The following is a 14,130-nucleotide window of genomic DNA, read 5'->3' as shown; positions in this document are numbered from 1 at the left end:
GGCGGGCGGTGCGGGAGCAGCCGGTACGGGAGCCGGAGCGGGGGCCGCCGCGCCTGGCCGGTCGACGGTGATCCCGAAGTCCGTCGCGAGCCCTTCGAGTCCGGAGTCGTACCCCTGGCCCACCGCGCGGAACTTCCAGCCGCCCTGGCGCCGGTAGAGCTCCCCCAGGATGAACGCCGTCTCCACGGTCGCGTCCGCGCTGTCGAAGCGGGCGAGCTCCGCGCCGCTCGCCGCGTCCAGGACACGGACGCGCAGCCCCGGGACGCGGCCAAACGTTCCTCCATCGGCGGAGGCGGCGAGCACCACACGGTCCACCTCGCCCTCCACGCGCGCGAGATCGACGAGGAGCGTGTCCGTGACCTCCTCGGCCGAGCTCCGCTTGCCCTCGTGCCGAACCGCGCCCGAGGCATGGGCCGGCTGGTTGTAGAAGACGAAGTCGGCATCCGAGCGGACCTTGCCGGTGCCGGCCGCGATCAGCAGGGCCGAGGCGTCGGCGTCCGGCACCCCGGGACCCGAACGCCAGGCCAGTTCCACCCGTACGACCGGCGCCGGCACCGGAACGTTGGACCCTTTAAGCATGGACATGCTCGCCCCCATCGCGAGTCGGGGTGCCGAAGATTTTCCGCACCGTCAACCTAAACCCCGCCGGACGTTCCGGCACCCGCCGGTAACCCCTCCCGAGCTCGGCCTTTACAGGATCCATGCGCTCCCGGGCGACCGATTTTCCCACGTTCGCTCACATTGGGGCGATGCGGTCACTCCGAACCCGTAAAACAACCCCCTGGAGATCAGCATCCGGTAGTCCGTCAACAGCGAGACGGACGACGCCCCACACAGCCGCCTGCTGGAGCTTCTGTTCACCCCACGAACTGACAGGCGCGCGGCCTAGGATGCCCGCCACATGAGTGACCCCCGGAGGCGCCGGAAGCACCGCCGGGGGTCTGCCAGTCGCGAAGGGACTGACGCATGGCCAAGACTCTCACGCGCCCCGCCGAGGTGGCCCGACCGGCCACGGACCAGTTGCGGGCCGCGGCTTACTTACGGGTGTCGACAGAGGAGCAGACCAAGGGCTACGGCATCCAGTACACGAGCCGCCGCATCTCCACCCATGCGGAGAAGATGGGTTGGCTCCTGGTCGACACGTACCCCGACGGCGGGGTCAGCGGTGCGCTGGAGGCGTCCCACCGGGACGGGCTGTCCCGGCTGATGAAGGACGCGCGTTCCCAGCCCCGCCCGTTCGACCTGGTCGTGGTGTACGAGGAGCGCGCCATCGGGCGCGCCGACCGGGCCTTCTGGCCATGGGTGTGGGAGCTGGAAGAGCTCGGGGTGTTCGTCGCCATCGTCCAGGGTGACTACGACAACACCACCGACGAGGGCCGCAACCGCATGCGCAAGGCCGCGGACCGGGCCATGGACGAGCGCGTTCTCATCCGGGAGCGCACGCAGGCCGGCATTCAGGAGAAGGCCGACACCGGCGGCCACCCCGGCGGGGCCGCCCCGTACGGGTGGCTCATCGAGAGCCAGGGCAAGAAGGGCCTGAGCCGCCTGATTGCCGACGAGGAGAGCGACTACCGCGGCTTCCCGGCTCTGCGCCAGGCGTGGCAGCTGATCGTGGAGGAGCGGCACAACCGCCGCACCGCGGCGGTAGCTCTGAACATGCTCGGGTACACCGGGCCCAACGGCCGTCCCTGGACGGCCGACAACCTCAACTACGTGCTGACCAGTGAACCCGTCCAAAAGGGGCACCCGCACCTTCCGCAACCCCACCACCGCGGGGACCAAGCGCGGGACGCAACTGGGTCCCGACGGCGAGCCGTTGCACGGAGAGACGGTCGTCATGGAGCTGGAGCGGGTCTTCAGTGACGCGGAACTGGCCGAGCTCAATGCCGCACTGGCCCGTACGGCACGTGCGCCGTACGAAGCGGGGACGGTGCACCCGCTGACGGGCAGGATCACCGGCCTGTGCGGCATGCGCTACACCGGGACGAACCGCACCCGCCAGGAGCAGCGGGTCTACCGCTGCTCCGGAAAGACCGGGCGTCAACCGGGCGAGGGCAAGTGCACCTGCTCCCAGATCGGCGCCGCCTCCCTGGAGGGGAAGGTGTGGACGGAAGTCTGCCGCCTCCTGGAGGACCCCGCACGCCTGACGGCCATCGCCGCCGACTGGGCCGACATGATCCGGAGCAGCGGAGTGGACCACGAAGCCCGTATCGCTGACCTTGAGCGCCAGATCGCCGGCCAGGACGTCGCCATCGCGGCCACGGTCATGGCCGCGGCGAAGGAGCAGGGAGGTGTGGCCGCCGCCATCCAGAAGGCCCTGGGCCCGCTCAAGGAGGAGCGGGCGAGCCTGGAGCATCTGCTCGCAGAGGCGCGGGACTGGCAGAAGGCCGCCCGGAGCGCGGCCCGGGGGGCCCACGACCTGCAGACCCTGGCCGCCGTGGCCAGGGAGCGCCTGCACGACATGAGGCCCGAGGAGCAGGCCGAGGTGCTGGACCTGATGGACGTCCGGGTGACTCTCCTGGGAGAGGTCCCCCGCCGGGTCCGCAAGGACGACGAAATCGCCGCGTGGTTCCGGGATCGGCGCCGGGATGTCCCGGTCATCACGGACGACACCTGGGCTCTGGTCGAGCCGGTCTTCCCGTCTCACTGGCGTGGACGGCCGACCCGTCCGGCACGTCCGCTCTTCGAGGCGATCCTCTACAAGGCCACCCACGGATGTCCGTGGCGCGCCCTGCCGGGGAAGTACGGACCGTGGGGCACGGTGGTCAGCACCTGGCGGCGCTGGAGCCAGTGCGAGGTCTGGGATCAGGCCATGGAAAGGCTCGCCGGAGTACCCGCTGTTCCACTGCCTGACGGCGGGGTCTGCCTGCCGCCTCTGCGGGTGGAAGGGAAGCTTGATCCACGGCTCCTCATTTCCACACACGCCCCTCCTTCAACCGGGCTATCCAACGACCACATCGTGGGCTTAACTTATGTGCCATGACCTCCCCCCGCTCCACCTATGGCGGCGGTTACTACTCCGCGCCGTCCTTCCCGGACACCCCCATCTACGACTCCCTCGTCGCAGAACGGGGTACGCCTCAGATCGCCCCGATCCGAGTACCCGCCCTGTACGACACCGCCGGCAGCTATCTGCCGGCCCTCCCGGCCGCGCTTCCCGCCCTGCCCGCCGGGCCCTCCCAGCAGCCTGCCTACGCCTCGTCGTACGGCTACCAGCAGGCACCTCAGCCGATGCCGCTGCAGAGCGCGCCCGCGCCCTACATCCCGCAGCAGACCGGGGCCCCGCGCGCCTACCCGGGCCCGCAGGTCCAGCAGCAGCGTCCGCCGGCCCCGTCCGGCTACGAGGCGATGCGTCCCGCGGCCCCGCGGCCCGCGCCCGCCCCGGCGCCCTACTACGACGGCTACCAGCAGCCGTACCAGAACACGGGGTACTGAGCGGGAAGCACCGAGCGGGACGGCCTTCCGCTCTCCGCTCCCCGGTGTTCGGCCGGATGTCCGAGGCGGCTGGCAGGATTGGCTCATGGAGAGTCCGGTTCAGCCCGTCGTGCGCCACATCAACGTCTACCCCGTCAAGTCGGTCCGGGGGTACCGACTGGACGAGGTGGCGGTCGAGCCCTGGGGGCCGGTCGGTGACCGCCGCTGGATGGTCGTCGACGCCGCCGGGAAGGCCGTGACTCAACGGGAGAAGGCGCGGCTCGCGTTGGCCGCCGCCCGGGCGCTCCCGGACGGCTCCGTCCGGGTGTCCGCGCCCGGCAAGGAGGATCTGACCGTTGCCGTGCCCGAGCCGATCGGGCCGGTCACGGTGACGCTCTTCGGCAAGAAGGTCGAGGCGATAGCGGCGGACGAGGCCGCGCACGCGTGGTTCAGCGACCACCTGGGGGCGGAGGTCCGGCTGGTCCACCTCGACGACCCCGCGACCCGGCGGCCCGTCGACCCGGACTTCGCCCTGCCCGGCGAGACGGTGAGCTTCGCCGACGGCTTCCCGCTCCTGATCGCCACCACGGCCTCGCTGGACGCGCTGAACTCCCTGATCGCGCAGGGCGGTCGCCCGGACGAGGGTCCGCTGCCGATGAACCGGTTCCGCCCCAATGTGGTGATCGACGGCACCGAGGCCTGGGCCGAGGACGACTGGTCGCGGATCGCGCTGGGCGACGTCGTCTTCCGGGTCGCCAAGCCCTGCGGGCGCTGTGTCATCACCACCACGGACCAGGCGACCGCCGAGCGCGGCCGTGAGCCGCTGCGCACCCTGGGCCGTCACCGCCGCTTCGGCACCCAGCTGGTGTTCGGGCAGAACCTGGTCCCCGAGCGTCCCGGTGTCATCCGCACCGGTGATCCCCTGCGCGTTCTCGCGTAAGGCGCCTGTCGGCGGGAACTCGTGGGAGTGGCGGACGCGTTGTGCGGGAGGGGGTCCGGGTGATGTTGCTCTCTTCCGGGCCCGCTCACGCGTAGGGCATGCCGTGCGGGGCCAGGACGCAAGCGGAAGGGGGTGCGATCCGGTGCGATCCGCAGTCGGGGTGTGGCGCTGGCGGAGGAACCGCTTATGCCGCCGTACGGACCTGGTCGAGGCATGGGTGGCGCTGGTCGCCCTGGTGCTGATGGTGGTGGCCTCGCCGGTGCTGGGCGGCCTGTGCGGGGCGGTCACCGACCACGCCCTCCAGCGCACGGCGGCCAGGGAGCAGCGCGAGCGGCATCCGACGACGGCCGTGGTGATCGGTGCGGCCCATGAGCGCGGTTCGCTCGCCGACACGCAGGGCGCGGGTGGCCGTGAGGGCCGGATCCGGGTCAGGGCCAACTGGACGGCGTACGACGGCACGCTCCACACCGGCACGGTCGCGGCCCCCAGGCGGGCGGCCCCGGTGGGTTCCACCTTCCGCATGTGGACGGACCGCCGCGGTATACGGACCGGGCGCCCCCTGGACTCCACGACCGCGCACGGGCACGCGGTGTTCGCGGGCCTCGGCGCGGCTGCGGCGGTGGCCGGCCTTCTGGAGGTCGTGCGGCGGCTGGTCGTATGGCGTCTGATGCGACGGCGGTATGCCCGTCTCGACCGCGCCTGGGCCCGATACGGTCCGGACTGGGGCCGTGCGGGAGCGGGTAGCTGAGCGGTCAACCCGGCGGCCCCGCGCGCGCTACGGTGGACCATCAGTCGCACGTACAGCGTTCGCACGCACGAGGTGGGGGCACAACAGCGCCATGGCTCAGGGCACGGTCCAGGTAACCCACACGGGCACTTCGAGGTGGCGGCGCCGTACCGGCGAATACGCCTCGCTCGCCGCTGCCCTGGAGGCCGCCGCCGACGGCGATGTCCTCACGGTCGCGCCCGGCACCTACCGCGAGAACCTGGTCCTGAGGCGGGCCGTGACCCTGCGTGGCCCCGAGGGGTCGGCCGGTTCGGTGCGGATCGCCCCGGTCGACGGTGTACCGCTGACGGTGCGGGCCTCGGCCACCGTCCAGGACCTCCAGTTGGAGGGGCAGGACGCGGCGGCGCCCGCGCTGCTGATCGAGGACGGCGCTCCCGAGCTGTGCGACCTTCGGGTGGTGACGCGGTCGGCGGTGGGGATCGAGGTGCGCGGGGCGGCCCGTCCCACGGTCCGCCGGTGCACGGTGGACAACCCCGGCGGCGTCGGTATCGGCGTGCTGGACGGTGCGGGCGGCCTCTTCGAGGAGTGCGAGGTGGTCGCGGCCGGCCAGTCGGGCGTCTCGGTCCGCGCGGGCGCCCATCCCCGGCTGGAGCGCTGCCGGGTGCACCACGCCTCGGGCGCGGGTCTGTCGGTCACCGGGGAGGGCACCGGTCTGGAGGCGCTGGGCTGCGAGGTGTACGAGATCAAGGGCGCCGGGGTGCAGATCGCCGCGCGCGCCACCGCGCATCTCACCGACTGCACGGTGCACCGCACCTCGGCGGACGGGGTCACGCTGGACACGGACGCGGTGCTCACGCTGGCGGACTGCGACATCCACGACATCCCCGAGAACGCGGTGGACCTGCGTTCCCGTTCGGTGCTGACCCTGACCCGCTCGGTGGTGCGCGGCTTCGGCCGCAACGGCCTGTCGGTGTGGGATCCGGGGACCCGGGTGGACGCCAACCAGTGCGAGATCCATGACAGTACGGGCGACTACCCGGCGGTGTGGGTCAGTGACGGTGCCACCGCGGTGCTGGAGTCCTGCCGGGTCCACGACGTGCCGGACGCGCTGTTCGTGCTTGACCGGGGTTCGCGCGCCGATGTCGTCGACAGTGACATCTCGCAGGTGCGCAATACGGCGGTGTCGGTGAGCGACGGGGCCACCGCGCAGCTCGACGACTGCCGGATCAGGGAGGTCTCCACCGGCGCCTGGTTCCGCGATCACGGCAGTGGCGGCACGCTCGCCAACTGCACCATCGACGCGGCGCAGACCGGTGTGATCGTGACCAAGGGGGCCGATCCCCGGATCGAGCGCTGCACGGTGTCCGCGCCCGCGGAGGCCGGGTTCTACGTCTCGGCCGAGGGCCGGGGCACCTTCCACGGCTGCCGGGTCACCGGCAGCGGGGGTTACGGCTTCCATGTCGTGGACGGCTGTCGTACGACGCTGACCCGCTGCCGTACGGAGCGCTGTGCGCGCGGGGGGTACGAGTTCGGCGAGGACGGGCCGGTGTCCGAGGAGTGCACCAGCGACGAGAGCGGTGTGCGCACCGGGCCGGCGCAGTCGGCCGCCGCGCAGACCGCGACCCAGACGCTTGGCCTGCTCACCGCGGTCCCGGCGCAGCGCCTCACCGAGGCAGCCGCGGCGGAGCCCGTCGGCGCTGCGGCGCGCTCCTCGCAGGACGTGTTGGGGGAACTCGACGCGCTGGTGGGCCTGGAGAGCGTCAAGCGTGAGGTGCGGGCGCTGACCGACATGATCGAGGTGGGCCGCAAGCGGCAGCGGGCCGGTCTCAAGGCCGCGTCCGTCCGGCGCCATCTGGTCTTCACGGGCTCCCCCGGCACCGGCAAGACCACGGTCGCCCGGCTCTACGGAGAGATCCTGGCCTCGCTCGGGGTCCTGGAGCGCGGGCATCTCGTGGAGGTGTCCCGGGTCGATCTGGTGGGCGAGCACATCGGGTCGACGGCGATCCGTACCCAGGAGGCGTTCGACCGGGCGCGGGGCGGCGTGCTGTTCATCGACGAGGCGTACGCGCTGTCGCCCGAGGACTCCGGCCGGGACTTCGGGCGGGAGGCCATCGACACGCTGGTGAAGCTGATGGAGGACCACCGCGAGGCCGTGGTGGTGATCGTCGCGGGGTACACGGCGGAGATGGAGCGCTTCCTGAGCGTCAACCCCGGGGTGGCGTCCCGTTTCTCACGGACCATCACCTTCAGCGACTACGACCCGGAGGAGCTGCTGCGGATCGTGGAGCAGCAGGCCGAGGAGCACGAGTACCGGCTGGGGAGCGGGACGGGCGAGGCGCTTCTCAAGTACTTCACGGTGCTGCCCAAGGGTCCGGCGTTCGGCAACGGCCGGACCGCGCGCCGGACGTTCGAGTCGATGGTGGAGCGGCACGCGGGCCGGGTCGCCCAGTTCGCGGACGCGAGCCCGGACGACCTGAGTCTGCTCTACCCGGACGATCTGCCCGAACTGCCCTGAGCCCGAAGGCTTGTCAGCGCTGGTGCGGGAGTTTCGGTGACAGTGCGTCGAGGAGTCCGGTGCGCTCCTCGGCGAAGACCGGGTCGGCCTGGTAGTCGGAGTGGGCCAGGATGGGCGCGGGCAGCGGCTGCCGTCGTGTGCGTCCGAAGGCGAGGGGGTCCAGGAGGGGCCCCCGGTCCACGTTCGTGCCGGGCAGCACGGGGCCGCCGATCGGGTCGGTGGCCCGCCACAGGTTGCGCCAGCAGTGCAGCTCCCGGTGGAGGGCGGTCAGCTCGGGGCGCCCGAAGTAGGCGGGGAACCAGCGTCCGTACAGCCGCTCCAGGGGCGAGCCGTAGGTGAGCAGCGCGACGCTGCGGCGGGTCCGGGCGGGAAGCTGCCACACGGCCGCGGCGGCCAGCACGCTGCCCTGGGAGTGGCCGGAGATGACCAGACGGCCGCCGGTGCGTCCGGTCCAGGTGTTCATCCGCCAGGCGAGGTCGGGCACGGCCCGCTCGGCGTAGCAGGGAGGCGCGAAGGGGTGGGCCGCGCGCGGCCAGAAGGTGCCCACGTCCCACAGGATGCCGATGGTGCGCCGGGCCGCCGCGTCCTTGTAGGCGCGCCGCCCCCAGGTGACGAAGAGCAGGAAGCCGAGGCCGGTGAACCAGGAGCCGAGCCCCTGGATGGTGTCGGCGGCCGAGGAGACCACGCCGGGCGCGTCGGCCGCCGCCCGCCCGGGGACCTGTCCGGTGGCCCAGGAGCCCGCGAGCGCGCCCCCGCCGAGCAGCAGGGTGGCGGCGCCGACGATCCCGACGAAGACGGGTGCGCGGTCGGTGAGGCGGGCCCGCGCGCGGACGGTGGCGATCCGCCGGGAGCGGGCGGCGTCGGGAAGTTCTCCCGGGTAGTCGGCCAGCAGCCGCGGCTCCTCGGCGCGTGCGACGCGCCAGGTGCGTAACGCGAAGTACACGACGGCCGGGACGAGGAGCACGAGCAGGGCCGGGATCACCGAGGCCTGCCAGGTGAGGAGCGGCGGCGGCCCCGCGAAGCCGTCCCGGGCCACGCCGGGGGTGCCCGCGCCGTCCAGCCAGTCGGCCACGCGCTGGGCGACGCCGCCCGTCATCACCCCGCCCAGCGCGCACGCCAGCAGGGCCACGGCGGGGCCGCCGAGGCCGGTCAGGGCGGTGCGGGAGTCATGGGCGCGGCGCCGCAGCACGAGTGCCACCCCGGCGAGCAGTACGACCAGGACGCCCTGGCCCAGCGCGATGATCCCGAAGGTGCGGTCGCCGGGGAGCGTGGAGTGCGAGGCCCAGCCGGGCCGTTCCCACGACGCGTACACCATGGACAGGGCGAGCAGGCCGAGGGCGGCGGTGGGCAGGAAGGTGACGACGGCCCGGTCCAGGTGCTCGTCCAGGCGCGACTCGCTGCGGCCACGGCCGCACACCACGCCCACGACCACGGCCGCGCCGACCAGCAGAACGGCCGTCAGGGCCCGGCCCAGCGTGTCGAGGGAGGTGTTCGAGGCGGCCCGGTCGTGGCGGGCGGCGGCCGTGGTGACGGCGGCGGCGACAGTGAGGAAACCGGCGGCGGTGTGGGCGGCGCGCAGCCGGGCGACCAGCCGCCGTCCGTACCAGAAGCCGGGGCGGCTCAGCGCGGGCGCGTCCGGCTCGCCCTCGTCCCCGGCGGCGCCGAGCGGCTGCTGCGACTCGTACGCGCTCCAGGTGCGGTTGGACAGGTACCAGAGCAGGCCGGTCAGCGCGGCGGGGACCGGCGCGGCCAGCGCCAGGCGGCGGCCCGGCGCGCTCCACCAGCCGTGCCGCGAGGGCGACAGGAAGGCCAGCCAGGACTTCCCCTCGGCGCAGCGGGCCGTGCCCGCGCACTGCCAGGCGGCCAGGTCGAGCGCGACCTCGCAGACGGCGGCGGTGAGCAGCACGGTGAGGCTGAGGGCGACGAGCCGCACCAGCACTCCGTAGAGCCGCACCGCGCGGGCCGGGTCGCGGGCGGGCGGTCGCATCCAGTGCGCGAGGTTGACCACCATGAACGGCAGGAGCAGCAGCCACAGGGCGCGGGCGCCGTTGCCGGAGGTGAGGTTGGCCCAGCAGTACGCCTCGGCGACCGGCCCCTCGCGGTGGCGCTCGGGGTGGTCCTCGGCGTCGGCGTCGTCGGCGCGGCGGTACACGGCGGCGGTCTCGTCCCCGGTGACCCGGACCGTACGCGGGTCGTCGAGCATGGACTGCGGGGTGGCGCCGCCGACGCCGTGGACGAGGAGTTCGAGCGCGGGGCCGCCGTCGTCGGCGGCCGGTGTGGCACGGGACACTTCTGTGACTCGCTCTCGCGGTGGGAGGATCGGCGGCGGGACACGGCGGGCATCGTGCGGATCGCGGATCGTGCGGGTCGGGCGTCGTGCGGGGGCCGTCCTGCCCCGGCGCGCGGCCGTGGCATGCGGGTTCTCCAGGATCTCGGATCGGGGGGCGCAGTGCGGTGTCCTCACGGAATCTCCCCGTGACAGGATTCGGATGTACGGCGACGACATGTACGGCCACGCGGAAGGACCGACCCGGCAGTGAGCGACAACCAGAACCTGCTCGCGGAGCAGCGTCGCGCCCTGATCCTCGACGAGGTCAGACGGCGTGGCGGTGTCCGGGTCAACGAGCTCACCCGGAAGCTGAACGTCTCGGACATGACGGTGCGCCGGGACCTGGACGCGCTGGCCCGCCAGGGCGTGATCGAGAAGGTGCACGGCGGGGCGGTGCCGGTGGTCGAGGCCTCCACGCACGAGCCGGGTTTCGAGGCCAAGTCGGGCCTGGAGCTGAACGCCAAGGAGGACATCGCGCGCGCGGCGGCGGCGATGGCGGTGCCGGGCAGCGCCATCGCGCTCTCGGGCGGTACGACGACGTACGCCCTGGCCCACCGGCTGCTGGACGTCCCGGATCTGACGGTGGTGACCAACTCGGTGCGGGTCGCGGACGTCTTCCACGCGGCGCAGCGGGCCGCGGGCTCCTCGGGCAGCCGGCCGGGGGCGGCGACCGTGGTGCTCACCGGTGGGGTGCGGACCCCGTCGGACTCGCTGGTGGGGCCGGTCGCGGACCAGGCGATCCGCTCGCTCCACTTCGATGTGCTCTTCCTCGGGGTGCACGGCATCTCGGTGGAGGCGGGGCTGTCCACGCCGAACCTGGCGGAGGCGGAGACCAACCGCCGGTTCGTGCGGTCCGCGCGGCGGGTCGTGGTGGTCGCGGACCACACCAAGTGGGGCACGGTGGGGCTGAGTTCGTTCGCCTCGCTGGACGAGGTGCACACGCTGGTGACGGACGCGGGGCTGACGGACGCGGCGCGCGAGGAGATGGCCGAGCATCTGCCGGGGCTGCTCGTGGCGGGCGAGGACGACGGGGCGGAGGCGGAGCCGGGCCCCGCCGAAGACATCTGACGCACCGGCAGTTAGGGTGTGCGGGCCCGCTCGCCCGTGCCCGTCCACACCGACCACTGGAGGTGCGGCCCGATGGCTCGCCGACTCCGTCCCGTGGAGCTCGACTTCGTCGAGTCCGCCCCGCTGCGCCTGGTCTTCACCGCCGACGCGGTCGCCCCGGCGGACGCCCTCTACCGCGCCCTCGCCGAGGAGACCGCAGCCTGGCCCACATGGTTTACGGCCGTGACCCACGCGCGGGCCACCGACGGCGGCCGGGAGGTCCGGCTGCGCGGGGGCACCCGGTTCAGGGAGACGGTGATGGCCGCCGAGCCCTGTGCGCGCTACGCCTACCGGGTCGACGCCACCAACGCCCCCGGGCTGCGCGCCCTGTTGGAGGAGTGGCGCCTCACCCCCACCGCCGGGGGCACCCGGGTGCGGTGGACCTTCGCGGCCGACGCCGGCGCACCCGTGCGGTTCGCGCTGCGGATGGGCCGGGCCGGCTTCGACCGGGCGTTCCGCGACGCGGTGAGGGCACTGGACCGCCGCCTCGCGGCGCCCGGCGCCGGCCCGTCGGCGGCGGCGTCCTAGAAAGCACCGGGCGTTTCCGGCCGCTTCCGGCCGCCGGACCTTCGCCCGACCGCTCTACTCCGGCCACACTCCGCTCGCCAGGAAGGTGTCGATCGTCGCCGCGTACGGCGCGATGTCCAGGCCCTGTTCGGCCAGCCAGGCGTCCGAGTAGTACTTGTCGAGGTAGCGGTCCCCCGGGTCGCAGAGCAGGGTGACGACGCTGCCGGTGCGCCCGGCGGCCACCATCTCGGAGACGATCTTCAGGGCGGACCACAGGCCGGTGCCGGTGGAGCCGCCCGCCTTGCGGCCGATGGCCGCTTCGAGGGCGCGTACGGCCGCGATGCTCGCCGCGTCCGGGACCTTCATCATCCGGTCGATGGCGCCGGGCAGGAAGCTGGGCTCCATCCGGGGGCGCCCGATGCCCTCGATGCGTGAGCCGCAGTCGCTGGTCGCGTACGCGTCGCCGCGGGTCCAGCCGTCGAAGAAACAGGAGTTCTCCGGGTCCGGCACGCAGATGCGGGTGTCGAACTGCATGTAGTGCACATAGCGCGCGATGGTGGCGGAGGTGCCGCCGGTGCCGGCCGTGGCCACGATCCAGGCGGGTTCCGGGTACCGCTCCAGCCTCAGCTGCTGGTAGATCGATTCGGCGATGTTGTTGTTGCCGCGCCAGTCGGTGGCCCGCTCCGCGTACGTGAACTGGTCCATGTAGTGGCCGCCGGTCTCCAGCGCGAGGGCCGCGGCCTCCTCGTACATCTTGCGCGAGTCGTCCACGAAGTGGCACTGGCCGCCGTGGAATTCGATCAGACGGCACTTCTCGGCGCTGGTGGTGCGCGGCATGACGGCGATGAACGGCACGCCGACGAGGCCCGCGAAGTACGCCTCGGAGACGGCGGTCGAGCCGCTGGAGGCCTCGATGACCGGCTTGCCGGGCCGGATCCAGCCGTTGCACAGCCCGTACAGGAAGAGCGAGCGGGCGAGGCGGTGCTTGAGGCTGCCGGTGGGGTGGGTGGACTCGTCCTTGAGGTACAGGTCGATGCCCCACCGCTCGGGCAGCGGGAAGCGCAGCAGATGGGTGTCGGCGGAGCGGTTGGCGTCGGCCTGGACCTTGCGCACGGCGTCCTTCAGCCACGCCCGGTAGGCCGCGTCGCTGCGGTCCACGTCGATGGTCTCCATGCCACTCCTCCATGTGTCGGCGCTCCGGGGGCGGCGGCGCCCTGGGCTGGAAATATCGTGCAGCTGATGGCGGAAGTCGGCTGGAAAGGCGCGGCTCCGTCACTTGACAATACCGCCCTCACCTGCACAAACCTTTTCTTTGGGGATCCATAGGGGTGGCTTGTGGGACACGCGGGAGGGGGGCGTGCGGCGACGGGTGACGGCCGATCCGACGTGCGCCCTGGTGCGTACGGCGATCGTTGTGCAGACTGCCCAGCAGGAACGGTACGAAGGGGGCACAGCGGCCATGACCGAGCCGGAGTTCAGCGCCAGGGGTGTGCGGATCGAGCGGTGGACGCGTTCACTGACCAGGGCGGGGCAGGTCCTGATCAAGGACGGGCGGCTCGCGCTGCTCACCAGCAACGGGCGGGAGATCGACAGCGCGCCGCTGCGTGCGGTGAGCGCGGGCAAGCCGCTGCTGCCGTGGGCCGCCAAGGCCGACCGCACAGTGGCCAGGCTCAACGGCCACCGCTACCGGCTGACCATGGGCCAGCAGACCGGGAGGCCGCGCGGCGCGGAGCTCGCGCAGCGTTTTCTGCAGGCGGTGCGCCCGGCGAGCGGGTCGCGCGGCTGAGGGGGCTGGTGGGGCGCGAGTTGCGGAGGGTCCACCCCTGAGCCACCCTGGTCTCACATCACTGAGGGTTTACCGGCGGTCACGCTGTGATCCAGCCCGCCGGACAGACAAGCTTCTTCCGGACCTCAATCGGGGAGTCGCAGCCGTGATCAGCCAGTCGAGCAGGCATTGCACGGTGGAGCTCCAAGCCCTGCCGTCGCGGATCGGACAGGTCCGCAGAATCGTTTCAGCACAGTTGCGTTACTGGCATCTCGATCCTCTGATCGATGAGGCGGCGCTGGGCGTCACCGAGTTGCTGACCAACGTCCACCGGCACGCCCAGCCGGACAAGCTCTGCACCGTGGAGATCGAGCTGTTGCGCGACCGGCTCACGGTGTCCGTCCACGACCACGACCCGCGGATGCCCGTCGTCCGCAGCACCGACCCCTTCGCCACCCATGGCCGCGGACTCGCGATGATCGCGGCGGTCAGTGAGAGCTGGGGCGTGCGCCCGCTGGGCGCCTCGGGCAAGACCGTATGGTTCACGCTTCCCGCGCCGCCGGCCCCGGTGGCGCTGCCGTCCCGTCCCGCGTACGGGACGAAGACGGCCGGGCCGTGCCTGCACAAGCGGCCCGCCCTGGTACGCGCCGAAGGGCGCGGCGGCCATCCGCGCACTCCCGCCCGGCTGCCCGCCGCGGGCTGACCGGGCGTACGGGCCGGACCGCGCGATGGCGGCCGGGCGGGAGTGCGCGGATGGCCGCCGCGCCCTTCGGCGCGTACCAGGGCGGGCCGCTTGTGCAGGCACGGCCCGGCCGTCTTCGTCCCG

General features: G+C 72.8%; 12 protein-coding genes and 1 pseudogene. 10 read left to right on the top strand and 3 right to left on the bottom strand.

Annotation, left to right across the window (positions count from 1 at the left end; all coding sequences use genetic code 11):
• The coding region (locus ACJA3G_RS14045) for a TerD family protein (protein WP_406553291.1) at window positions 1-585 on the bottom strand (585 nt) is incomplete at its 3' end.
• A gap of 381 nt (window positions 586-966) precedes the next feature.
• On the opposite strand from ACJA3G_RS14045, the gene ACJA3G_RS14040 reads away from it, so the two are divergent.
• The 6 genes from ACJA3G_RS14040 (at window position 967) to ACJA3G_RS14015 (ending at window position 7,596) form a co-directional block, all read left to right on the top strand.
• A complete protein-coding gene (locus tag ACJA3G_RS14040) occupies window positions 967-1,863 on the top strand; it encodes a recombinase family protein (RefSeq protein ID WP_406553290.1) in 897 nt (298 codons plus the stop codon).
• Window positions 1,838-2,983, top strand: coding sequence for a transposase (locus ACJA3G_RS14035; protein ID WP_406553289.1), 1,146 nt, complete (start codon window positions 1,838-1,840; stop codon window positions 2,981-2,983). Before ACJA3G_RS14040 ends, ACJA3G_RS14035 begins: the two co-directional genes overlap by 26 nt.
• Window positions 2,980-3,435 (top strand): DUF6643 family protein, encoded by a 456-nt coding sequence (locus ACJA3G_RS14030; protein ID WP_406553288.1) that lies wholly within the window; start codon window positions 2,980-2,982, stop codon window positions 3,433-3,435. Before ACJA3G_RS14035 ends, ACJA3G_RS14030 begins: the two co-directional genes overlap by 4 nt.
• 85 nt (window positions 3,436-3,520) lie before the next feature.
• The gene (locus ACJA3G_RS14025; RefSeq protein WP_406553287.1) at window positions 3,521-4,354 is read left to right on the top strand and encodes an MOSC domain-containing protein; all 834 of its coding nucleotides are present in this window, start codon (window positions 3,521-3,523) and stop codon (window positions 4,352-4,354) included.
• Between the two features lie 142 nt (window positions 4,355-4,496).
• Window positions 4,497-5,102 carry a hypothetical protein gene (locus ACJA3G_RS14020; RefSeq protein WP_406553286.1) on the top strand — a complete coding sequence of 202 codons (606 nt, stop codon included), beginning with the start codon at window positions 4,497-4,499 and terminating at the stop codon, window positions 5,100-5,102.
• 91 nt (window positions 5,103-5,193) lie between these two features.
• On the top strand, window positions 5,194-7,596 hold the full coding sequence (locus ACJA3G_RS14015; protein WP_406553285.1) for a right-handed parallel beta-helix repeat-containing protein: 2,403 nt from the start codon (window positions 5,194-5,196) through the stop codon (window positions 7,594-7,596).
• Here the strand turns inward: ACJA3G_RS14015 and ACJA3G_RS14010 are convergent.
• Window positions 7,569-9,886: pseudogene (locus ACJA3G_RS14010) on the bottom strand (hypothetical protein); the annotation flags it as partial. The gene ACJA3G_RS14015 and the pseudogene ACJA3G_RS14010 sit on opposite strands and share 28 nt — an antisense overlap.
• 246 nt (window positions 9,887-10,132) lie before the next feature.
• Here ACJA3G_RS14010 and ACJA3G_RS14005 point away from each other — a divergent pair.
• Both ACJA3G_RS14005 and ACJA3G_RS14000 read left to right on the top strand, forming a co-directional pair.
• Complete coding sequence (locus ACJA3G_RS14005) at window positions 10,133-10,993, top strand: DeoR/GlpR family DNA-binding transcription regulator (RefSeq protein ID WP_406553284.1); 861 nt, start codon at window positions 10,133-10,135, stop codon at window positions 10,991-10,993.
• A gap of 72 nt (window positions 10,994-11,065) precedes the next feature.
• On the top strand, window positions 11,066-11,560 hold the full coding sequence (locus ACJA3G_RS14000) for an SRPBCC family protein (RefSeq protein ID WP_406553283.1): 495 nt from the start codon (window positions 11,066-11,068) through the stop codon (window positions 11,558-11,560).
• 54 nt (window positions 11,561-11,614) lie between these two features.
• Here ACJA3G_RS14000 and ACJA3G_RS13995 read toward each other — a convergent pair whose 3' ends face one another.
• Complete coding sequence (locus ACJA3G_RS13995; RefSeq protein WP_406553282.1) at window positions 11,615-12,712, bottom strand: PLP-dependent cysteine synthase family protein; 1,098 nt, start codon at window positions 12,710-12,712, stop codon at window positions 11,615-11,617.
• Between the two features lie 286 nt (window positions 12,713-12,998).
• On the opposite strand from ACJA3G_RS13995, the gene ACJA3G_RS13990 reads away from it, so the two are divergent.
• The gene (locus ACJA3G_RS13990) at window positions 12,999-13,325 is read left to right on the top strand and encodes a hypothetical protein (protein WP_406553281.1); all 327 of its coding nucleotides are present in this window, start codon (window positions 12,999-13,001) and stop codon (window positions 13,323-13,325) included.
• Window positions 13,326-13,470: 145 nt separating this feature from the next.
• Window positions 13,471-14,007, top strand: a complete 537-nt coding sequence (locus ACJA3G_RS13985) for an ATP-binding protein (protein ID WP_406553280.1) — start codon at window positions 13,471-13,473, stop codon at window positions 14,005-14,007.
• Window positions 14,008-14,130: the final 123 nt, after the last annotated feature.

Source organism: Streptomyces sp. YS-3, from assembly GCF_045257485.1.
GTDB lineage: Bacteria > Actinomycetota > Actinomycetes > Streptomycetales > Streptomycetaceae > Streptomyces.
This window is presented reverse-complemented; position numbering and strand designations above follow the sequence as displayed.

What these genes read in the sequence shown, in the direction of transcription:
- ACJA3G_RS14030 (WP_406553288.1), top strand. Translation starts at nt 2,980, where the DNA reads ATGACCTCCCCCCGCTCCACCTATGGCGGCGGTTACTACTCCGCGCCG.
- ACJA3G_RS14025 (WP_406553287.1), top strand. Translation starts at nt 3,521, where the DNA reads ATGGAGAGTCCGGTTCAGCCCGTCGTGCGCCACATCAACGTCTACCCC.
- ACJA3G_RS14015 (WP_406553285.1), top strand. Translation starts at nt 5,194, where the DNA reads ATGGCTCAGGGCACGGTCCAGGTAACCCACACGGGCACTTCGAGGTGG.
- ACJA3G_RS14000 (WP_406553283.1), top strand. Translation starts at nt 11,066, where the DNA reads ATGGCTCGCCGACTCCGTCCCGTGGAGCTCGACTTCGTCGAGTCCGCC.
- ACJA3G_RS13990 (WP_406553281.1), top strand. Translation starts at nt 12,999, where the DNA reads ATGACCGAGCCGGAGTTCAGCGCCAGGGGTGTGCGGATCGAGCGGTGG.
- ACJA3G_RS14035 (WP_406553289.1), top strand. Translation starts at nt 1,838, where the DNA reads ATGGAGCTGGAGCGGGTCTTCAGTGACGCGGAACTGGCCGAGCTCAAT.
- ACJA3G_RS13995 (WP_406553282.1), bottom strand. Translation starts at nt 12,712, where the DNA reads ATGGAGACCATCGACGTGGACCGCAGCGACGCGGCCTACCGGGCGTGG.
- ACJA3G_RS14040 (WP_406553290.1), top strand. Translation starts at nt 967, where the DNA reads ATGGCCAAGACTCTCACGCGCCCCGCCGAGGTGGCCCGACCGGCCACG.